16 protein-coding genes are annotated in these 20,556 nt (G+C 65.8%); 11 read left to right on the plus strand and 5 right to left on the minus strand.

Translation table 11 applies throughout. The features are described 5' to 3' along the window. The first annotated feature begins 56 nt into the window (after positions 1-56). The 5 genes from NLM15_RS34690 to NLM15_RS34710 all read left to right on the plus strand — a co-directional run bounded on the left by NLM15_RS34690 (position 57) and on the right by NLM15_RS34710 (position 4,548). Entirely contained in the window at positions 57-668 is a 612-nt protein-coding gene (locus tag NLM15_RS34690) for a TetR/AcrR family transcriptional regulator (protein WP_254122414.1), read from the plus strand. A 196-nt stretch (positions 669-864) separates the two neighbouring features. Beyond that, a complete protein-coding gene (locus NLM15_RS34695) occupies positions 865-1,824 on the plus strand; it encodes an AraC family transcriptional regulator (protein ID WP_254122415.1) in 960 nt (319 codons plus the stop codon). A gap of 97 nt (positions 1,825-1,921) precedes the next feature. Then, positions 1,922-2,212: a hypothetical protein gene (locus tag NLM15_RS34700; RefSeq protein ID WP_254122416.1), complete on the plus strand. Its 291-nt coding sequence runs from the start codon at positions 1,922-1,924 to the stop codon at positions 2,210-2,212. 120 nt (positions 2,213-2,332) lie between these two features. Further along, on the plus strand, positions 2,333-3,538 hold the full coding sequence (locus NLM15_RS34705; RefSeq protein ID WP_254122417.1) for an NAD(P)/FAD-dependent oxidoreductase: 1,206 nt from the start codon (positions 2,333-2,335) through the stop codon (positions 3,536-3,538). Positions 3,539-3,630: 92 nt separating this feature from the next. Next, positions 3,631-4,548, plus strand: coding sequence for an MBL fold metallo-hydrolase (locus NLM15_RS34710; RefSeq protein WP_254124578.1), 918 nt, complete (start codon positions 3,631-3,633; stop codon positions 4,546-4,548). 177 nt (positions 4,549-4,725) lie between these two features. Here NLM15_RS34710 and NLM15_RS34715 read toward each other — a convergent pair whose 3' ends face one another. Then, positions 4,726-6,027 carry an MFS transporter gene (locus tag NLM15_RS34715; protein ID WP_254122418.1) on the minus strand — a complete coding sequence of 434 codons (1,302 nt, stop codon included), beginning with the start codon at positions 6,025-6,027 and terminating at the stop codon, positions 4,726-4,728. A gap of 91 nt (positions 6,028-6,118) precedes the next feature. Continuing rightward, on the minus strand, positions 6,119-8,548 hold the full coding sequence (locus NLM15_RS34720) for an EAL domain-containing protein (RefSeq protein WP_254124580.1): 2,430 nt from the start codon (positions 8,546-8,548) through the stop codon (positions 6,119-6,121). Positions 8,549-8,832: 284 nt separating this feature from the next. Here NLM15_RS34720 and NLM15_RS34725 point away from each other — a divergent pair, with 284 nt between their 5' ends. Beyond that, positions 8,833-9,999 carry an ABC transporter substrate-binding protein gene (locus NLM15_RS34725; protein ID WP_254122419.1) on the plus strand — a complete coding sequence of 389 codons (1,167 nt, stop codon included), beginning with the start codon at positions 8,833-8,835 and terminating at the stop codon, positions 9,997-9,999. 53 nt (positions 10,000-10,052) lie between these two features. Here the strand turns inward: NLM15_RS34725 and NLM15_RS34730 are convergent, their stop codons facing one another. The 3 genes from NLM15_RS34730 to NLM15_RS34740 are packed head-to-tail and all read right to left on the minus strand — an operon-like array spanning position 10,053 to position 13,950. Then, positions 10,053-11,030: an NAD(P)-dependent oxidoreductase gene (locus tag NLM15_RS34730; RefSeq protein WP_254122420.1), complete on the minus strand. Its 978-nt coding sequence runs from the start codon at positions 11,028-11,030 to the stop codon at positions 10,053-10,055. Between the two features lie 12 nt (positions 11,031-11,042). Next, complete coding sequence (locus tag NLM15_RS34735) at positions 11,043-12,896, minus strand: TRAP transporter large permease subunit (RefSeq protein WP_254124582.1); 1,854 nt, start codon at positions 12,894-12,896, stop codon at positions 11,043-11,045. A 22-nt stretch (positions 12,897-12,918) separates the two neighbouring features. Continuing rightward, on the minus strand, positions 12,919-13,950 hold the full coding sequence (locus NLM15_RS34740; RefSeq protein WP_254122421.1) for a TRAP transporter substrate-binding protein: 1,032 nt from the start codon (positions 13,948-13,950) through the stop codon (positions 12,919-12,921). A 427-nt stretch (positions 13,951-14,377) separates the two neighbouring features. Between NLM15_RS34740 and NLM15_RS34745 the strand changes: the two genes are divergently transcribed. The 5 genes from NLM15_RS34745 to NLM15_RS34765 all read left to right on the plus strand — a co-directional run bounded on the left by NLM15_RS34745 (position 14,378) and on the right by NLM15_RS34765 (position 20,555). Beyond that, positions 14,378-15,862 (plus strand): caspase family protein, encoded by a 1,485-nt coding sequence (locus NLM15_RS34745; protein WP_254122422.1) that lies wholly within the window; start codon positions 14,378-14,380, stop codon positions 15,860-15,862. Positions 15,863-16,088: 226 nt separating this feature from the next. Continuing rightward, the gene (locus NLM15_RS34750) at positions 16,089-17,756 is read left to right on the plus strand and encodes a SulP family inorganic anion transporter (RefSeq protein ID WP_254122423.1); all 1,668 of its coding nucleotides are present in this window, start codon (positions 16,089-16,091) and stop codon (positions 17,754-17,756) included. Between the two features lie 211 nt (positions 17,757-17,967). Continuing rightward, positions 17,968-18,147 carry a hypothetical protein gene (locus tag NLM15_RS34755; protein ID WP_254122424.1) on the plus strand — a complete coding sequence of 60 codons (180 nt, stop codon included), beginning with the start codon at positions 17,968-17,970 and terminating at the stop codon, positions 18,145-18,147. Between the two features lie 89 nt (positions 18,148-18,236). Beyond that, on the plus strand, positions 18,237-19,553 hold the full coding sequence (locus tag NLM15_RS34760; protein ID WP_254122425.1) for an ABC transporter substrate-binding protein: 1,317 nt from the start codon (positions 18,237-18,239) through the stop codon (positions 19,551-19,553). 66 nt (positions 19,554-19,619) lie between these two features. Continuing rightward, entirely contained in the window at positions 19,620-20,555 is a 936-nt protein-coding gene (locus tag NLM15_RS34765; protein WP_254122426.1) for a carbohydrate ABC transporter permease, read from the plus strand. Position 20,556 lies beyond the last annotated feature (1 nt).

Consider the following 20,556-nt stretch of genomic DNA (forward strand, 5'->3'; position numbering starts at 1 on the left):
AACTATCAACTCGATACATTGTTGTATCGAGTTGCATTCTGCCCTAAACTGCGCCGATGTCAAGGCTGAGAACCAGGCCGACCAGGGACGACACGCGCGACAAGCTTTTCGAAGCGGCCGCGCGCGTGTTCGAGGCGGACGGCATCGGCGGCGCCAGCATCGAGGCGATCGCCGCCGCTGCAGGCTTCACCCGCGGCGCGTTCTATTCCAACTTCAAGAGCAAGGACGAATTGATCATCGCCATGCTCGAGGATCATGTCGAGCAGTCGATCCGGCGCAACATGGACATCCTCGCGCAGCACGACAATCTCGACGATTTCATCGCGGCGCTGAAGACGATGGATCGCAGCCGGCAGGACCCGCTGGGCCGCTCGCCGCTCCTGCACATGGAGATGATCCTGTTCGTCGCGCGCGCCGAGAAGCGCCGCCCGGAGCTTGCCAAGCGACTGCGCGCGCGGCGCAAGCTGGTCGCCGACATCGTCGAGGCCACGTTGAAGAGCAACGGCCGGAACGACACGCTGAACCCGCCGTGGATGGCCTGCGTCGTGCTCGCACTGGAAGACGGCTTTCGCCTGCACCGCCTGATCGATCCGGAGACCACGCCAGCCGACAGCTTCCTGCGCGCGATCACGGATTTGCGGCGCAGGACGGGATTGTCGTCGAACTAGCGTTCAAGACACCGACACCTCATCGCCCGCCCCCGCCGTGCATTCGCGAAAGGACGCGCCTGCCTGGAGCAGGATCAGACAAAGCAGAACCGCTTCAGGCAAGACGACGCGCCGTTGCAGCGCATAGAACGCACCCGGACCCGCCTCAAACACGGACGCCTGGTCTGGTTCGAGAGACATCGGGAGGAGCCACGCGATGATCGGGAACACCCCACTCATGCGCAACCCCTCGCACAAGGGCCTGCCACCCATACCGAGCACACAGCCGGACGACTGCGCGACGTCGGCGCGGCGCGCCGCCGACGCGGAGATGGCGCGCGTGCTCAAGACCAGGCCGCTTCGCATGGCCTCGGATTCCGACAGCGGCACCATCGCCTATTGGAAGCACGAGCCGCTGCACGACGTGGTGGAGCCCATGGCCGATCACGTCATCATGACTTATCCCGCCGGCTCGCAGACGCTGGAACGGCGCACGGGACGGACGGCCGCGATTTCGACGGCGCGTCCCGGCGTCGTGACGATCATTCCGGCCGGCTCGACGTCCCGATGGGACATTCACCGGCCCATGCATGTCATCCAGCTCTATCTTCCGCAACGGACGCTGCTGCGCATCGCCGACGAGGCCAACACGGCAAGCCCCAACGACCTCCTGGAAAGAACCGGGGATCCCGACGCCATCACGTCGAGCCTGCTCCTGAGCGCGGCCGACTCGCTCGACGGCAACGGCACGCTGGATGGGCTGTTCAGGCAGCAATTGACGGATCTTCTCGCCACGCGCCTGCTGGCCGCTCATGCAGGCGTCCCGGCTGCGCGACAGCCGACCATCGGCGGGCTTTCGCCATCGGTCTTGCGCCGCGCGATCGAACGCCTGCGTTCGGACGGCGATGCAGACGTCTCGCTCTCGGCGCTCGCGTCCGACGCCGGACTGTCGCGCTTTCATTTCTGCCGGTCGTTCAAGGAGAGCACCGGGCTTTCGCCGCATGCCTGGCTGCGGCAAAACCGGCTCGAGCAGACCATGAACATGCTGCAAGAGAGCGACGAATCGGTCGCCTCGATCGCCGCCGCCCTCGGCTATTCCTCGCAAACCGCCTTCGCCGCGGCCTTCAAGAAGCTGACAGGCGAGACGCCGAGCGATTGGCGCAGGCGCGCACGTTAGCAGCAATCTCTCGACAGGGACGGCAATCGCTCTGGGGCAATCGACAATCTGGTTCGCTAAACATCGCAACGTCACATCATGGGGACGGAGACAAACGATGGACTGGAAACGGCTTGCAATTGCCCCCCGGCGGAAGGCCGTCTCGACGGCGCTCGTATACGGGCTCTCACTGACCGTGCGCTTCACCTCGCCGACAGCCGAAGAGGCGCCGCCACAGACCGCGCAAAACGCCAACGCCTCGACATCGATCCTGCTTGATCGTGGCTGGCCCAGGAAGCCCGTGATGCCGGCCGCGCTGCGTGGCTGGCCATTGGGCCCGCGAAGCTGCCACGGAGGATGTGAAGGCCCCGCGCTGCTGTCCTCGCTGCCGAACTGCACCGCGCCGTAAGGGCACGGCACTCTCCGTCTCACCTCTTCGCGCCATCATCGACCCTACGAGGCTCTGCTCGCATCGAGCGGCGGCGACGGCGCGCGCGTTCCAAACCAACCAAACCCAGGATTCGATTACATGCGACTGCTCATCATTGGCGCCGGCTTCGCCGGCATGTACGCCGCTCTCTCCGCTGCCCGCCTGCGCGACATCCAGGGCGCGACGCCGCAAGATCTGGAGATCTCGCTGGTCGCGCCGGAGCCGACGCTGGTCGTCCGCCCGCGGCTGTACGAGCCGAAGCCGGAAACCCTCACCGCCCCGCTGCTCGACGTGCTCGAGGCCATCGACGTCGACTACGTCCAGGGCAGCGCGGAGACCGTCAACACCGAAGCGCGAACGGTGCAGATCGCGACTGCAAAGGGCTTGAAGAAAACCCTGTCCTACGACCGTCTCGTCGTCGCCACCGGCAGCCGCCTGTTCCGTCCCAACATTCCCGGCCTTGCCGAGCACGCTTTCAGCGTCGACTCGCTCGACGACGCCATCGCGCTCGACAAGCATCTGCACGGCCTCGCCGAGTGGCCGGCCGGCAACGGCCGCGATACGGTCGTCGTCGCCGGCGGCGGATTCACCGGCATCGAGGCGGCGACCGAGCTGCCCGCACGCTTGCACAAGATTTTCGGCAAGGACGCCGGCACGCGCGTGATCATCGTCGATCGCAACAGCGCGATCGCGCCCGACATGGGCGAAGGCCCTCGCCCCTTGATCGAGGAGGCCTTGCGCAAGCTCGGCGTCGAGACCCGGCTCGGGGCCGGCGTTGCCTCGCTCGACAAATCCGGCGTTACGCTGTCGACCGGCGAACACATCGAAACCGAGACAGTGGTGTGGGCGGCAGGCATTCGCGCCGCGCCGTTGACAGCGCAGATCCCCGCCGAGCGCGACAATTTCGGCCGGCTGCTGGTGGACCGCGATCTGCGCGTGCCCGGTGTCGCCGGCGTCTTCGCCACCGGCGACGCCGCGCGGGCGGCATGCGACGACGACGGCAATTACGCGCTGATGTCGTGCCAGCACGCCACGCGCATGGGCGCCTTTGCCGGCAACAATGCCGCCGCCGAACTCCTGCGCGTCCCGACCAGGCCGTATCACCAGAAGGCTTACGTCACCTGCCTCGATCTCGGCGAAGCCGGCGCGCTGTTCACGCGCGGCTGGGAGCGCAAGGTCGAGATGGTCGGCGACGTCGCCAAGAAGACCAAGCAGGAGATCAACACCGTCTGGATCTACCCGCCCCGCGCCGAGCGCGCCGCAGCGCTCGCGTCGGCCGACCCGGAACGTGTGACGAACCTCTAGCGGCACGAAACCATGACGGCCGCGCTCTCCCGGCTGCGCGGCCGGCCCAACCAAAGCAAGCCGGGAGCTCTGCCTTGAAACAGGAGACCAACATGAACCTGCACAACACCTCATACCAAGCGACATCGAAACCCGAAGAGCTGGTGCCGTCGCGCTATGCGCTGAAGGTCGGCGAGATCGACGTGCTGGTGGTCAGCGACGGCGTGCTGCCGCTGCCAACCACCATGCTGGCACACAACGCCACGCCGGCCGACCGGGCGACCTGGCTGCACGACATGTTCCTGCCGCAGGACGCATTCGACTGGGCGCTGAATGCGGTCATGGTCCGCAGCGGCGGCAGGACCATCCTCATCGACGCCGGACTGGGATCAGACCCGGACCTGCACCTGCCGCGGGCCGGCCAGCTGATCAAGCGTCTGGAGGCCGCCGGCATAGATCTTTCGTCCGTGACCGACCTGGTGCTGACCCACATGCACATGGACCATATCGGCGGGTTGCTCGTCGACGGCGTGAAGGAGCGGCTGCGCCCGGACCTGCAGATCCACGTGGCGGCCGCCGAGGTCAAATTCTGGGAGGCGCCTGATTTCTCGCGCGTGGCCATGCCGCCGGGATTCCCGGACGCGCTTCGGGCGGCCGCCAAGCGATTCGCGAAGGAGTACGGCGGTCATCTGCGGCAGTTCGACGAGGAGCACGAGGTTGCGCCGGGCGTCATCGTCCGTCGCACCGGCGGTCACACCCCCGGACACAGCGTGGTTCGCGTGGCGTCCGGCGGCGAGGCGCTGACGTTCGCCGGCGACGCCGTGTTTGCGGTGGGGTTCGAACAGCCGGAGTGGCACAACGGCTTCGAGCACGACCCCGAGGAAGCCGCGCGCGTTCGTATCCGCCTGTTGCGACAGCTTGCCGAGACCGGCGAGATGCTGGTGGCGACGCACCTGCCGTTCCCGTCCATCGGCCGTGTCGCAGCCGACGGCGACGCCTTCCGCTGGGTGCCGGCGTTCTGGGACTATTGATCGTTTGCTGAGTTAGGGCCAAGCCGGGGCGCGTGCTCATGACACCGATGAGTTCGCGCCCCGGTTTTCATGCGTCGTGTCGCCCGGAAGCGATTACGCCGACCGCTTCACCGCGTCGCGACGCGGCATGCTTAACGTTCCGCGAAAAAGCCGACGGCAATCCGATGCGTGCGGAACCTATTCGGCGCCGGTTGCGGCCGGAAGCTTGTGCAGCCTGCCCGCCACCGCACGCACCTTGCCCGGCGCGGCCTGCCAGATCGAGAGCGCCGACAATCCGCTCACGAGGATCGCGATGCCGAAGGCGAGCGTGTAGTCGCCGGCGCGATCGTAGAGCAGGCCCGTCACCCAGGGACCGGCCGCGCCACCGGCAAGCGCCGCCAGCATGATCGTGCCGAAGATGCTGCCCTGGTGCCTGCCCTGGAAGATCTCGAACACCACCGCGCCCATGATCGAGGTGAGGCCGTAACCGAGCGCGCCTTGCGTGAACACCATGACATAGACCAGCCACAGCGACGGCTGGAATTTCAGCGCCATCAATGCCGCGAAGCAGATCGCAAAGCCTGCGCAGCTGATCGCCCACACCCATTCCCGCCCGATCCGGTCGGAGACGTGGCCGAGCAGGATCTGGCCGGGAATACCGAGCAGGCTGACGATGCCGAGCGCCCACACCGCGACACCCGGGCCGAAGCCGATGTCGAGCAGGAATTTGGTCTGGTGCACCTGCACCGCGTACCAGATGTACAGGCCGCTGAAATAGCCGAGCGCGATCCACCAGAAGCGCGCGGTCGCGACCGCCCGCCGCAGCGTCCAGTCGGTGCCGACCCAGACGGGATCGACGATGTTGGAGACCGGCGCCGCCGCGCCCGCCGCCGACGTGGCATCGCCGTCCGGCTGAAGGCCTATGTCTTCGGGGCGCTTGTGCAGGAACAGATTGATCGGCGCGAGCACGACGAGGATGAGCAGTCCCATCGCGGTGCAGGCGGTGCGCCAACCGGTCTGCTCGATCATGTGCTGCACCCACGGCAGCAGCGTCACCGAGCCGATGCCGACGCCGGCAAAGGCAATCCCGATGGCGAAGCCGCGCTTGCGGATGAACCAGTTCGGCAGGAACAGCGACTGGCCGGAATAGCCGAGACACACCGAGCCAGCGCCGACCATGACGCCGATGGTCACGTAGAGATGCCAGGGCTGGCTGGTGAGTGGCGCGAGCAGCAGCCCGCCGCCCATCAGCACGACACCGAGCTCCATCACCGCGCGCGGGCCGGCGCGATCCATCAGGCGGCCGATCAGCGGGCTGACGATGCCGGAGACGACGAAGCCGAAGGAAAATGCCCCGGCGGTGACGCCGCGCTCCCAGCCGAATTCGGAGATAATGGGAGGAAAGAACAGCGAGAAGGCGGTGCGCGCGTTGACGCCGATGGCCATGGTGACGAAGGTCACGGCGACCACGACCCAGCCGTAGAAGAACGGAAGTCGCATGTTTCTGTTATTTCATCCCTGGACGATCCTAACGACCATCCGGGGCTGCCCGGGTCAAGCGATTTTCGCGTATCGCCTGGGGAGGGTGTGCTCAGGCCGCGTCGAGCTGCGAAGGCTGAACGGCAACGTCGAATGCGATCTGGTCGACCGGCTGCGGGCGTCCGAACAGATAGCCTTGTGCAAAGTTGACGCCGAGCGCCGTCAAACGCTCGAACTCCTCGGCGGTCTCGACGCCCTCCGCGGTGACCGACATATCCAGTCCGCGCGCGAGCGTCACGATCGAGGCGATGATCGCGGAGCTGCGCGGCTGATGCGTGAGGTTGCGGATGAAGGACTTGTCGATCTTGATCTTGTCGAACGGGAACACGGTCAGATAGCTTAGCGAGGAATAGCCTGTGCCGAAATCGTCGAGCGCCAGCTCGATGCCGATGTGCTTCAGCCGCTCCATGAAGGCAAGGTTCTCGACGCCGCGCTCCAGCAGCACGGATTCGGTGATCTCGATCTCCAGCCGCTGCGGCGCCAGGCCTGAATCGCGCAGCGCCGCGCAGATCGTCTCGAACAGCTCGGCTTCCTTGAACTGGATCGGCGACAGGTTCACCGCAACCATGAGATCGGAGGGCCAGCCGGCTGCGTCCGCGCAGGCGCGCCGCAGCACGAATTCGCCGAGCGGCACGATCAGTCCGGTCTCCTCGGCCAGCGCGATGAACTGGTCCGGCGGGATCAGGCCGCGGCTCGGATGCCGCCAGCGCACCAGCGCCTCGAAACCACGACGACCACCGCCGGCGACGTCCACAAAGGGCTGATAGTGCACCTCCAGCTGGCACTGCGCGATGGCATCGCGCAGATCGCCTTCCAGCGTATTGCGGGCCTCGAGCTCGGCCGACATTGCCTCGTCGTAGATGGTGAAGCAGTTGCGGCCGGCCGATTTCGAGCGGTAGAGCGCCAGGTCCGCCTTCTTCAGCAGCTGCTCCTGGTCGCCGCCATGGTCCGGTGCGATCGCGATGCCGATGCTGGTGCCGATCTCGACACGATGGCCGGGCAGCAGGAACGGTTCGGCGACCAGCTTGGCGATCCGCGCGGCGAGCTCGGTCGCGCAGGCCCGCTGATCGTCGCATGCCTCCTGGATGATGGCGAACTCGTCGCCGCCGAGCCGCGCCAGCACGTCGGTGGCGCGCAGCGCAGATCGCAGCCGCAGCGCCACCTGGCGCAGCAGCACATCGCCCGCACCGTGGCCGAGCGAGTCGTTGACGTTCTTGAAGCGGTCGAGATCGAGCATCAGGATCGAGAACGGCAGGCCCCTCACGCTCAACTGGCTGTTCATCATGTCGAGCCGGGTGAGGAAGAAGGCGCGGTTCGGCAAGCCCGTCAGGATGTCGGTCTGGGCGAGCTCCAGCACCCGCCGGTTGGCCAGCGACAGCCGTCGCGAGTTGCGGCTTGCGAGCATGAGATAGGTTGCGAGCGAGAGCGTCAGCAGCATGCCGACGATGATGACCGCGGCCGCGCGGTCGTAGGCCGTCTCCAGCGAACCGCCGGCCGTCGGCATGGCGCGCACCTGCCAGTCGGTATCCCCGATCTTGAGGTTGCCCGACCAGTGCAGCGTCCGCGCGACGTCCCGCATCGACTGCGGCGACGTCGCGGCCGACGAATAATCCGGCAGCATTTGCTCAAGGCTGACGATCTGCCCCGTGAAGGGCGGATAGACGTTCACGCTGACCGCCGGGCTTGCGCCCGTGGTGACGCGAATGGACTGGAGCAGCAGCGGCAGGTCGAAGACGCCGACGACGAAGCCCGCCAGATTGCGCCGCCGGTCCGCGACCGTGTCGCGCGACGTGCCCTTGGCGTAGACGGGAATGGCGACGAGGACGTCGGGCAGCCGGCCGCCCTCCCTCGGCTCGTACAGGCGCGTGCGAATGGCGGCGACGCGGTCATTGTCGCGCGCGCGCTCGAGCACTGCGTGGCGCTCCGGAACGCTCGCGTAATCCATGCCGTAGACCGAGGACGTCTTCGGCTGGGTCGAGTAGAACACCGGAAAATATTCATCGGCCTGCGGCGCGGTCGTGAAGCCCTCGCCCTGGAGCGACTTGATGCGATAGCCGGACACGCCGTCCGTGATCGCGGCGGCCTCGTATTCAGCGCGCTCCTTGCGGTTGACGCGCGGCAGCCAGGCGATGCGCAGCATGCCGGGATGACGTTCGAACAGCCGGGCGCTGAAGGTCTCGAATTCGCTGCGGGTGATTTCCTCGTTGGTCGATTCGAACAGCGTGCGCAGCGCGACGAGCCTGGAGATGTACTCGCTCATGCCGTTCTGCATGACGATGGCTTCGGTTTCGGCCGCGTTCCCGAACTCGATCCTGGTGACGCGGTCTTCCCATCGCGCCACGGCGGCGGCGCCCACGACCGAGAACAGAAGACCGACGCCGACTGCGACGAGCGCAGGGCGATAGAGTCCGAGCAGCGGCGCGGCACGCCACCATCCGCTCCTACGCCCCCGATCCTGATCGTTCTGATCCCGACCGCCCATCTTGATCCGCAAGTCCCCTGTCACGGCAGCCCACCTCTGGTTGAGCCACCGTAACTGCTATCGGACAAGGACCGCGGTTAAGAACCGCACAATTTCGCAACCCGTGCGTTTCACATTGCGTGGCTTAGTTAACGATTGACCAGCAAGCAGGGCCCATTTTGCCAGCAACTTGCCGCTTTTCCCCGGAGTCTTACGGAGCACCGTTGCATCAAGGGTTAGCGAGCTGTTCAGGCCGGCCGGACTATCGTTTCCGACAAATCTTCCCTTATCCGGCAAGCATCCTCATGACACGACCGCGATCAGCGGCCCGCGCCGCCCTGGCCATCGCGCTACTCGCCGTGGTGAATTTCGCAGCGAAAGGCGACGAGGTCGGCGTCAGCGAGGATGCGATCCTGTTCGGCCAGGCCGCCGCGCTCGAGGGCCCCTCTTCCGCGCTCGGACAACGGATGCGGCAAGGCATCGTCGCGGCCTTCACCGAGATCAACGCCAAGGGCGGCGTCCACGGCCGCAGGCTTCAGCTCATCAGCCGCGACGACGGCTACGATCCCGATCGCTCGGTGGCGCAGACGCTGCGGCTGATCGAGGACGACAAGGTGTTCGCGCTGATCGGCGCGGTGGGCACACCGACCGCGATGGCGACCATACCGATCACGAGTGCGAGAAACGTTCCCTTCATCGGCCCGTTCAGCGGGGCCGAGTTCCTGCGCGACCTCGAACTGTCCAACGTCGTCAACATCCGCGCGAGCTACGGCGCGGAGGCCGAGGCCTGGATCAAGCACCTCACCGAGGATCGCCGCTACACCCGCATCGGCATCTTCTACCAGGACGATTCCTTCGGCCGCGACGGTCTTGCCGGCGTGAAGCGCGCGCTCGCCAGGCGCGGCCTCGAGCTCGCCGCCGAAGGCACCTTCGAGCGCAACACCCGCGCGGTCGGCTCGGCCTGGCGCATGATCAAGCGCGCCGAGCCCGAAGCCATCGTGATGGTCGGGACCTACGGCCCCTGCGCTGAGTTCATCAAGCTCGCGCATCGCAGCGGCTTGCATCCGACCTTCGTCAACATCTCCTTTGTCGGCGCCAATGCGCTGGCGAGAGAGCTCGGTCCCGACGGCGAAGGCGTCATCGTCTCGCAAGTCGTGCCGTTTCCCTGGGATCGCTCGCAAAAGCTCGTCGCCGACTACCAGGCGGCGCAGACGGCGTTCGACCCGACGCTGACACCGGACTTCGTGTCGCTCGAAGGTTATCTCTCCGGCCGCCTCGCGGCCGCGGCGCTGGAACACGCCGGGCCGCAGCCGACCCGCGCGAGCCTCCTGCGCGCCGTCAACGATGTCGGCCGCTTCGACATCAGCGGCAACGTCGTCACCGTCGGCATCCGCGCGGTCGAGACGCCGCCGAAGGTGTTCTTGACGGTGATCCAGAAGGACGGGACGTTCAGGGCAGTGGATCGGCTTTAGGGCCGCGACCTGGAGAGGGAACGGAGAGAGCGGTGCTGCCGGCTAGTGTCGCTTCACGGCCGCCGCGTCCAGCGGTCGGCGTTGACGGCGCCTTGCGGCACCTCGCCTTTGACGATCGCTTCGACCTGCCGCACCGTTTCCAGCGACTGATATTCGATCGCCTGCGGCGTCAGCCCGCCGACATGCGGCGTGGCGATGACATTTGGAAGCCTTGCGAGCTCCGGGCTCGGCATCTGGTCGGGCGCGCGGCCGACATCCATCGCCGCGCCGGCGATGCGGTTCTCCAATAGCGCGCGCGCAAGCGCCGCTTCGTCGACGAGATTGCCGCGGGAGAGATTGATGAAGACGGCATGCTTCTGCATCCGCGCCAGCGCGGCCTCACCGATCAGGTTCTCGGTCTGCTCGTTGGCGATCGCGAGGCAGACGACATAGTCCGACGCGGCGAGGAGCTCGTCGAGAGAGACATGCCGGATCGCGCTGTCGCCGACGGTCGCGAAGGGATCGGCGACCAGCACCTCCATGCGCAGCACTTTTGCGACCTCGGCGAGGTAACGCCCGATGCTGCCATAGCCGATGATACCGATGCGGCTGCCGGCGAGCTGGCGGCCCATCCGCGCCTCGACCTTGCGGCCGGCCTGGTAATCCGCCGTCGCCCGCGACACGCCGCGGGAGAGATCGACCATGAAGCCGAGCGCGAGCTCGGCCACCGCCTGCACGAAGCCCGGACCGGCGCGGGTCACCAGCACGCCGGCGTTCGAGGCCGCATCGACGTCGACATTGCGGATGTCGACGGCACAGCGGACGAAGGCACGCAGGCGCGGCAGTTGCGCGAAGATCTCGCCGCGCCCCTCGGTCATGCGATCGGCGACGATGATGTCGGCATCTTTCCCGGCGCGCACGAGGCCGAGCGCGTCCAGCGTATCGTCGCTCTCGTGCAGGATGACATCGGCGGCCGCACGCAGGCCGTTCAGGCTGCGGTCGCCGTAGTAATTGCGACGCATCTCCGGCGTGTGGGCGAGCAGGACTTTCACGGCAACACTCCTTCAGTAACCGAATGCCCGCGGCAACGCCGTCGAGAGCCATGGCACGAAGGCGATGACGAGCAGGCAGAGGAACAACAGGCCGAGATAGCCCATGATCGGCTTCACCGTCTGCTCGATCGGAACATTGCCGATCAGGCAGGCGCCATAGAGTCCGAGCCCGAGCGGCGGCGCGAACAGGCCGATGCCCATCGCGATGACCAGCACGACGCCGAAATGCAGGGGATCGACGCCGAGCTGCACGGCGACCGGCAGCAGCAGCGGCCCGAAGATGATGAGCGCGGCGGCGCCTTCCAGCACCGAGCCCATCACGATCAGCACGGCGATCGCGAGCAGGATGAACAGCCACACGCCCGAGGTCTTGGACAATCCCAGCATGAAATCGCCGACCGCATGCGGCACCTGCTGCAAGGTCAGCGTGAAGGCGAGCGACTGCGCCGCGGCGACGATGAACAGCACGAGCCCCGCGCGCGTCGCGGCCTGGACAAAACTGTGCGCCGCCGATTTGAAGCTGAGCTCCCGGAACACGACACTGCCAACGACGAGCGCATAGGCCACGGCGAAGGCCGAGATCTCGGTCGCGGTGGCAAAGCCGCTCTTGAATCCGAAGAAGATCATGAAGATCAGGCCGAACGAGGCGATCGCGCCGCTCCACAGGCCCGACACCGGCATCTGCGGCTCGATATCCTCGGCCTCAGCCGGAGTCTTGCCGAAGATGATGGAGACGGCGATCAGGACCAGTGCCATCAGCGCCGCCGGCAACAGCCCGGCGACGAACAGGCCGCCGATCGACAGGTTCGCCACGAAACCCAGGATGATGAGGTTGATGCACGGCGGAATCGTTTCCGCCATCACGGCGGACGCGGCAAGCAGCGCCACGGCGCCGCCCGGGTTCTGCTTCGAGCGTCGCGCCGCCGGGATCAGCACGGAGCCGACCGCGGCGACATCGGCCATCTTGGAGCCCGAGATGCCCGAGAACAGCACCATCGAGGCCACCATCACGACGTTCAGCCCGCCGCGCATGCGGCCCACCGCGCGCTGCAACAGCTCGATCAGCCGCACCGACATGCCGTTGGCTTCCATGAGGTAGCCGACGAGGATGAAGAAGGGGATCGCGAGCAGCACGAAATTGTCGATGCCGCGCGCCATCTGCTGGGCGAAGATCACGCCGGGCAGCGCGCCCTCGACCCAGATGAAGATCAGCGCAGCCAGCGCCAGCGCGAAACCGATCGGCAAGCCGCCGAACAGGGTCGCGAAGAAGCCGATCAGCATCAGCGTGCCCGCCGAGGGCACCGTGGACGGCGACAGATAATCCCAGGCGAGATAGAGGCCGGTTACGACCGCGACCGCAATGAGCCCCCTGACGATGTCAGGAAACGGCCGCGCGCAGAGCTGGTCGATCGCGAACACCGTCATGAACAGCGCGCCGATGCCCATCGGGTAGAAGGTCAGCTCCAGCGGCAGGCCGGATCCCGTGGTCTGGCCTGCCGTCAAGGACCCAAGCTTGATCGCGTTGTAGGCGACATAGCCCGAGATCAGCACGACGAGCACGCTACTGGCGGCATCGACCAGGGCGCGCAGCCGCACCGGCAGCAGATCGCGGAAGAAGGACACGCCGACATTCTCGCCGCGCGCGAGCGCGCTCGCCGCGCCGAAGAAGGCCGAGCCGACCATCAGGCCCCGGGCGACGTCGTCGGACCATTCGACCGGCGCATTGAAGAAGAAACGCAGCAGCACGGAGACGCAGACGACCACGAGATCGGCGGCGAGCAGGATGGCCGCGATCGCGTCGCTGAGGCGAAGCAACAGGGTGATGCTCCCGTGGCGCTCGCCCGAGAGAGACACGGCGCCGGCCATCGCCAGCTCGGATTTGGCCATATCAGGCCTGCGTCGCGCGGATGACGTCGATGACGGCCTTGGATTCCGGCCGCGCCTTGATGAAGTTCTCGTGCTGCGGCGCGACGCGCTTCTTGAACGCTTCGCGGTCGCATTCCGCCACCGTGACGCCCTTCTCGGTCAAGGCCGCCAGCGCCTCCTTCTCGACCGCAAGCCCGTGGGCACGGGTGTCGACCGCGGCCTTCTTCGCGGCATCGAGAAAGCCCTCGCGCAGCTTCGGATCCATGCGGTTATAGGTCATGTCGCTGAAGTAGATCGCGAGCGGCGAGAAATTGTGCTGCGTCAGCGCATAGAATTTTGCCGTTTCGAAGAACTTGCTGGCGAGGATCGTCGGCGGATCGTGCTCAAGGCCATCAAGCACGCCGGCCTGCAGCGCCGTGTAGATCTCGCCGAACGCCAGCGGCGTCGCGGCGGCGCCCATCAGGCGCAGGCATTCCGTGATGACGGGATTTGGCAGCGTGCGGATCTTGAGGCCGGCGAGATCCTCCGGCGTCTTCACCGGCTTCTTCGCCAGCACGCTGCGTGAGCCGAAATTGTAGGCCCAGGCGATGATGCGGATGTTGCCGCCCTTGAGCAGCGCGTCCTCGATCGGCTTGGCGGCGCCGGCGTCGAACGCCTTGGTCTGCTGCGGGAAGCTCGAGAACAGGAAGCCGAGGTCGAAGGTACCGACCAGCGGCACCAGATTGGCCGAGATCGACGAGCCCGACACCATGAGGTCGATGACGCCGAGCTTCACCGAGTTGATGACGTCGATCTCCTGCCCGAGCTGGTTGTCGGGGAAGAAAGCAACCTCGACCTGCTCGCCAAGCCCGTTGCCCTTCAGGTTCTTGACGAGGTTGTCGTAGTAGACGCGGCCGTTGGCGTATTTGGGATCGTTCGGCAACGAGGAGGAGCATTTCAGCTTCAGCGTCGCAGCTTCCGCGCGGCCGATGATGGCGGGAGAGAGCACGAGGCCGGCGGTGACCGCCGTCGACGACTTGATGAAGGTGCGACGGCTCACGGGCACGATGGTCATGGCGCGGTCTCTCCCCGAATATTCTTGTTTACGGCCGAGATCGCAGCCACGGCCTGTTGCGCGGACTGTATGGCCAAAGCGACGGGGCAGGCAAGGCTTGCCCCAGGACGTCGCAATGCGGCGTGTTGCGAATATTGACGGCATCCGCGCGCACCGAAACAAGCATGTTTTTGCGGGATTCTTGATGAGATCGGCCTGGAGCCCGATGTGCGCAAGGACACTTTTGCGCAGCATCAGCGATCAATCCAATTGGCGCATGGATCAATGCGCAATTCACATGGATGCCACCAGAACGATGCCGCTGGGCTCCGGCAGACGCCCTGCCCCATTTTGCCGCGGCTTAGCGTGATCCAGTGCACAGACAGGCACGTGGCGGCGACCTAGAAAAGGTGACATCATCGCGCGCATTGCCGATGGAGGTGACACTATGCGCCGTCCAGCCTTTCGCAATTTGCTTCTTGCCTCCAGCCTTCTCGCGCTCACGCAATTGATGACGCCGACAGACGCCGCCGCCGAGGCGCGGCTCGCACTCGTGATCGGTCAGTCGGCCTATCGCACGGTGCCGGAGCTGCCCAATGCCGCCAACGACGCCAAGGGCATGACGGAGCTGCTCGGCAATGCCGGCTTCACCGTCACCACGGCGGCCAATCTGGCGCAGAACGAGATGCGCGCGGCGATCTCGGATTTCGCCGGCAAGGTCAGCGCCAGCGGCGCCGATACCGTCGCGCTGGTGTTCTATGCCGGCCACGGCCTCCAGATCGACGGCGAGAATTATCTGGTCCCGGTCGATCTCGATCCCAAGCGCGAGGCCGACATTCCGCTCCAGGGCGTGCGGCTGAACGATCTGCTCAACACGCTCGGCGCACTGCCGACAAAGGCGCGCATCTTCATGCTCGACGCCTGCCGCAACAATCCGTTCCCGGCGCTCAGCGGCGCCGGCCACGGGCTCGCGATCGTCGATACCAAGGCCGGCGCGCCCGGCTCGTTCATCTCCTATTCGACCTCGCCCGGCGCGGAAGCCGAGGACGGCAGCGGCATCGACAGCCCCTACACCACCGCGGCGCTGACCGTCGCCAAGCAGCCCAATTTGCCGATCGAGGAAGTGTTCAAGCGCATTCGCGTCGCGGTGGCGCAATCGACCGACGGGCGGCAGATCCCCTGGGAAAGCTCGTCGCTGACGACCGACTTCAGGTTCTTCGGCGGCGAGAGCAGCGGCGGTCAGCCTCCTCTTCCCGGCGCATCGTCAATGGCGCTGGCCAGCGGCACGCGCAGCGTCGAGGACTGGCGCAGGGATCTGCTGGGCAAGGACGCCAGGGCCGCCTATGAGCTCGTGATCACCGACGACACCGTGCCGGCGTATCAGGCCTATATCGAATTATACGCTCAGGACGCCCGCACGCCGCGCCTGCGCACGGTGCTGGAGCGGCGGCGGCAGATGCTGGCGTGGGAGCGGGCCACCGCGATCAACACGCGCGCCGCGTTCGAGGCCTACCTCAACAATTGGGACAACAGCGACCTCGCCGCCACCGCGCGCAGGCTGCTGCTCCGCGTGCAGAACCGCAACTATGCGTTGCCCGTCACGGCTGCAGCGACCCCTGCCCCGATCGCCGTCGCAATGGCCCCGACCTGTCCTTGCTCGACGCCGTCGCCGCCGGCGACGCCGGTCAATCCGAGCGTCGCTCCGGTGATCAAGAAGCGCGTCGACGACACGCCGCCGAAGCGCAAGGTGGTCGAGACGCCGCCGAAGCGCCGGCCTGCGCCTCCGCCCGAGGAAGTGGTCTACGAACGCGCGCCGCCTTCGGGCCCACCGCCCGGCGCCGTGATGCAAGGCATCGGCATTGGTATCGGACTTGGCGTGGGAATGGGTGGCGGTCGCGGCGGCGATTATCGGAACGACCGCGGCCGGTACTGAGGCCATTTCGGCGAGCCGGAGGATAAAGGAGGATAAATATGTCCTCCGTCATTGCGAGGAGTTCTAGCGGCGAAGCAATCCAGGCTGTTTCCGCGGATGCATGTCCGGATTGCTTCGCTGCGTTCGCAATGACGGCGGATGCAGAGAAATTGCGTCTGTCGCTTCCCGGTACGGAAATGCTGTAGTCTGGTTGCCCGCCGCCAGGCTTTCCGGGGATTTCTCATCGATGCCGCACGACGCTCACGCCAGGCACACATGGCCGCTATTCCGTTCGCTCGCGTCGTATTCCCTACCGGGCGACCTGATGGCCGGCCTGACGCTGGCGGCGATCGCCATTCCCGAACAGATGGCGACCGCGCGGCTCGGCGGCTTTGCGCCGCAGATCGGCTTCTTCGCCTTCATGGCCGGCTCGCTCGGCTTCGCGCTGCTCGGCGGCAACCGCTTCCTGTCCTGCGGCTCCGACTCCACGATCACGCCGATCTTCGCCGGCGGGCTCGCGGCGCTGGCCGCAGCCGGCTCGCCCGAGTATCAGGGGCTTGCGATCGCACTGGCGCTGATGGTCGGCGCGATGATGCTGGCCGGCGGCGCGTTCCGCCTCGGCGGCATCGCCAACCTGTTGTCGGTGCCGGTCATGGTCGGATTCCTCGCCGGGATCTCCGTCCACATCATCGTGTCGCAGCTGCCGGGCGTGCTCGGGCTTCCGTCACCGAGCGGGCCGACGCTCGATCGCATCGGCGTGCTCGCCGGCCAGCTCGGCCACACCAATCCGTTTACGCTGTGCATCGGTCTCGGCGTGCTCGCCGTGGTCTTCGCCTCCGAGAGGGTCAGCGCGAAAATCCCGGGCGCGCTGATCGGGCTCGTCGCCGCGACATTGGCCACAATCGCGCTCGGCCTCGAGAGCAAGGGCGTCAACGTCGTCGGCATGGTGCCGGGCACGTTGCCGCGGCCGACCCTGCCCGAGCTTGCGCCGGAGCAGTGGGTGCGCCTGGTGCCGCTCGCCTTCGTCATCACGGTCGTGGTGATGGTGCAGACCGCGGCGACGACGCGGTCGTTCCCGTCCGATCCCGACAAGCCCGCCGATGTCGATCGCGATTTCCTCGGCGCCGGCGCCGGCAGCGTGCTGTCCGGCCTGTTCGGCGCGTTCCCGGTCAATGCCAGCCCGCCGCGGACGGGCATCGTCGCCGAGACCGGCGGACAGTCGCAGCTCGCGGGCCTTGCAGCAGCGGCAATCGTGCTGGCACTGCTCGCGTTCGGCACCGGATTGTTGCAGCACATTCCGGACGCCGCGCTCGGCGGCATCCTGCTGTTCGTGGCGCTGCGGATCATCCGCGTGAAGCAGATCGCCACGATCTACCGCCAGTCGCCGAGCGAATTCCTGCTGATCGTCGCCACCGCCGCGCTGATCATCGTGCTGCCGATCCAGCAGGGCGCGTTCCTCGGCATCGTGCTGTCGCTGCTGCACGGCATCTGGAGCATCACGCGCGCCAGGCTGGTCGAGTTCGAGCGCGTACCGGGCACCACGATCTGGTGGCCGGCGCATCCGCACATCGCCGGCGAGCGCATCAATGGTGTCGCCGTGATCGGGCTGCAGGCGCCGCTGTCCTTCCTCAACGCGCCCGGCTTTCGCAGCGACGTGGCGAAAGTGCTCGGCACGTCGACGCCGCAGCTGCTGGTGCTGGAGGCAAGCGGCATGGTCGAGATCGACTTCACCGCCGCGCAGATCCTGCTCGACGTCTTCAAGGTGTGCAGCGAGCAGGGCGTCACGGTCGCGCTGGCGCGGCTGGAATCGGTGCGCGCGCAGGACGCGTTCGAACGCTTCAGACTGTTCGACGCCCTGCCCCGCGAGCACGTCTTCCACAGCGTCGACGAGGCCGTGCGCAAGCTGGCGAAATAACCACCGCCTTCAGTTCGCGGAGTAAGACCACGGCAGCGCGTCAAAGCTAGCACTTGATTTCCTGCTGCGACCGGCGACAATGACGTCGCGCCAGCTTCCGGTACCGAACTTCACATAAGACGGGGAAAACCCGCTTGGCCGCGGCTATACCGTCGCTGCGCGGGAGGGATCGTTATGACGGTAGGATTCAAGTCCTGGCTGCGGCGCCGACATGATCCAGGCCGCCGGTCGTATCGCCGTTACGATTGGGAGCGATGCGATCGCGCCGCTGCCTCGCGAAGAACGCACCCTGGTTCGCGGCGAACTCGCCACCCCAGCGCTGCAAGTGAAACACCACCGAATGATCATCGAGCCCATGCATTGCGTAGGCATCAACGCGCGCATGCGTTGAACCACGGAGGCGCAATGGACTGAAAGGCACCCAAGCCGGCGCAAGACTGGCCGCAGAGCATCAACTCGGACACATCGAGGGAGGGATGCATGACGACAGTAACCCGACGTAACGTCCTCAAGGGCGGTACCGCGCTTGCGGGCGGCATGGCCGGAATCCTGGCGGTTGGTAGGCCGCCCGCGTATGCGCAAGCCGCCACGGTACACTGGCTACGCTGGACCGACTTCGTTCCGGCGTCAGATCAGCTGCTGCGTAACGAAATCGCCAAGGAGTGCGAGAAAGCGATCGGCATAAAGCTCAATATCGAGACCATCAACGCCAACGATATCCAAGCCCGCGTCACCTCGGCGATCCAGTCCGGGTCTGGCCCCGACATCGTCTGCGTCCTCAACAATTGGGGGCAACTTTACGGCGAAAGCGTCGCAGACGTCAGCGACATCGCTGAAGCACTCGGCAAGAGCCAGGGCGGCTTCTACGAAACATCCCGCGCTGTCGCCAATGACGGCAAGAAATGGATTGGAGTGCCGTGGTGCATCGTCGGCCTGCAGATCGCGTACCGAAAGTCCTGGTTTGCCGAGATCGGCTACGCGGACGGAAAATTTCCTCAGACGTGGGAAGAGTATCGCGAGGCCGGCAAGAAGCTGAAGGCGAAGGGACGACCCATCGGCCAAACGCTGGGTCACACCTTCGGCGATGCCCCCGCCTTCGCCTACCCCTATTTGTGGTCCTGGGGCGGCAAGGAAGTCGAGGCAGACGGCAAGACGGTTGTGCTGAACAGCCCGGCAACGGTCGAGTCGGTGAAGTTCATGGTAGCCTTCTGGAAGGATGCCCACGATGAAGGCGGGCTCGCCTGGGACGATTCCAACAACAACCGCGCTTTTCTGTCCGGGACATGCAGCGCCACGCTCAATGGCGCCTCGATCTACATCGAGACTCTGCGCAAGCCGGATACCTACAAGACGGAGGCCGCCGCGCCACTGAAGGACGACATCCTGCATGCCGCGCTGCCCAAGGGCCCCGGCGGACAGTTCAGTTATCACGTCCCGTTCTCGAACCTCCTGATGGGTTATTCCAAGAACCAGGATGCGGCGAAGAAATTCCTTGGCTGGATTCACTCCAAGGACGTCTACGACAAGTGGTTCGTCTCCCAGAAGGGCTTCTCGGTCGGCCCGACCACGGATTGGGAAAAGCACAAGCTCTGGGGCGACGACCCGATCATGCTGCCCTACAAGCAAGCCGCGCGCACAGGGCGCTTCGCTGGCTACGAGGGCCCCTCTACCCGCAGGGCAGCCGAGGTCGTGACCAAGTACGTCATCGTCGATATGTACGCAAAGGCCGTCCAAGGCATGCCCCCCGAGGATGCCGTGAAGTGGGCGGAAGCTGAGCTCAGGAAGGTCTACGTCTGAGGATAAGATGCCCCCCCTGCTATTTTTCGAGGGGTGGCGGAATCTTCCGGCCGACGAGGATCGAACATGGCGATAAGCGCGGTTTCCGACACCACGCTCCGCGAGACGCCCCCTCCCCGGCGACAGCGTTTGCTCGAGGACGAGCGCTGGCTGGCGTTCGTGCTGTTGGTACCGACCATCGTGCTGCTCGGCATGTTCATCGCCTATCCCTTCATGCGAGGGATATTGCTGTCGGTCACCAGCTCGCGCGTCGGTATTCCCGGCGACTTCGTCGGCCTCGCCAACTTCTACAAGATCTTCAATGACGGGATCTTTCGCACCGCCGTTTACAATACCTTCCTCTACACGGGCGTGACCACCGTCTTCAAGCTGGGACTCGGGCTGTGGTTGGCCATGCTGCTCAACCGTAATTTCCGCGGCAAGGCTTTTACCCGTGCCTTCATCCTGCTGCCATTCATTATTCCGACCGTGCTCTCGACTTTCGCCTGGAAGTGGATGTTCGACCCGACGTTCAGCGTTCTCAATTGGCTCCTCTACCATCTCGGCTTGATCACGGGGCGGATCAATTGGCTGGGCGATCCGGACCTCGCGATGATCTCGATTATCATCGTCAACATCTGGCGCGGGGTGCCGTTCTTCGCCATCAGCTTGCTCGCCGGCCTGCAGACCATCAGTCCTGAACTCAACGAGGCCGCCGCCATCGACGGTGCCAAGCCGTGGCAGCGGTTCTGGCACATCACCTGGCCGCTGCTGTTGCCCGTGACCATGGTCGTGATGCTGTTCTCGGTGATTCAGACGTTCGCCGATTTCCAGATTGTCTATGTGATGACGGGCGGCGGGCCGGCCAACGCAACGCACCTGTTCGCCACCTACGCCTATCAGATCGGCGTCGGCACAGGCCTCCTAAGCGAGGGCGCCGCCATCTCGCTCGCCATGTTTCCGGTCCTGTTTCTGGTCGTCGTCTTGCAGCTTCTCTACATCCGCCGCGTGGAGGTTCGCTGAG

It is taken from the genome of Bradyrhizobium sp. CCGB20 (genome assembly GCF_024199855.1).
In the GTDB taxonomy this organism is placed as follows: Bacteria; Pseudomonadota; Alphaproteobacteria; order Rhizobiales; family Xanthobacteraceae; genus Bradyrhizobium.

What these genes read in the sequence shown, in the direction of transcription:
- NLM15_RS34690 (WP_254122414.1), top strand. Translation starts at nt 57, where the DNA reads ATGTCAAGGCTGAGAACCAGGCCGACCAGGGACGACACGCGCGACAAG.
- NLM15_RS34695 (WP_254122415.1), top strand. Translation starts at nt 865, where the DNA reads ATGATCGGGAACACCCCACTCATGCGCAACCCCTCGCACAAGGGCCTG.
- NLM15_RS34700 (WP_254122416.1), top strand. Translation starts at nt 1,922, where the DNA reads ATGGACTGGAAACGGCTTGCAATTGCCCCCCGGCGGAAGGCCGTCTCG.
- NLM15_RS34705 (WP_254122417.1), top strand. Translation starts at nt 2,333, where the DNA reads ATGCGACTGCTCATCATTGGCGCCGGCTTCGCCGGCATGTACGCCGCT.
- NLM15_RS34710 (WP_254124578.1), top strand. Translation starts at nt 3,631, where the DNA reads ATGAACCTGCACAACACCTCATACCAAGCGACATCGAAACCCGAAGAG.
- NLM15_RS34715 (WP_254122418.1), bottom strand. Translation starts at nt 6,027, where the DNA reads ATGCGACTTCCGTTCTTCTACGGCTGGGTCGTGGTCGCCGTGACCTTC.
- NLM15_RS34720 (WP_254124580.1), bottom strand. Translation starts at nt 8,548, where the DNA reads ATGGGCGGTCGGGATCAGAACGATCAGGATCGGGGGCGTAGGAGCGGA.
- NLM15_RS34725 (WP_254122419.1), top strand. Translation starts at nt 8,833, where the DNA reads ATGACACGACCGCGATCAGCGGCCCGCGCCGCCCTGGCCATCGCGCTA.
- NLM15_RS34735 (WP_254124582.1), bottom strand. Translation starts at nt 12,896, where the DNA reads ATGGCCGGCGCCGTGTCTCTCTCGGGCGAGCGCCACGGGAGCATCACC.
- NLM15_RS34740 (WP_254122421.1), bottom strand. Translation starts at nt 13,950, where the DNA reads ATGACCATCGTGCCCGTGAGCCGTCGCACCTTCATCAAGTCGTCGACG.
- NLM15_RS34745 (WP_254122422.1), top strand. Translation starts at nt 14,378, where the DNA reads ATGCGCCGTCCAGCCTTTCGCAATTTGCTTCTTGCCTCCAGCCTTCTC.
- NLM15_RS34750 (WP_254122423.1), top strand. Translation starts at nt 16,089, where the DNA reads ATGCCGCACGACGCTCACGCCAGGCACACATGGCCGCTATTCCGTTCG.
- NLM15_RS34755 (WP_254122424.1), top strand. Translation starts at nt 17,968, where the DNA reads ATGATCCAGGCCGCCGGTCGTATCGCCGTTACGATTGGGAGCGATGCG.
- NLM15_RS34760 (WP_254122425.1), top strand. Translation starts at nt 18,237, where the DNA reads ATGACGACAGTAACCCGACGTAACGTCCTCAAGGGCGGTACCGCGCTT.
- NLM15_RS34765 (WP_254122426.1), top strand. Translation starts at nt 19,620, where the DNA reads ATGGCGATAAGCGCGGTTTCCGACACCACGCTCCGCGAGACGCCCCCT.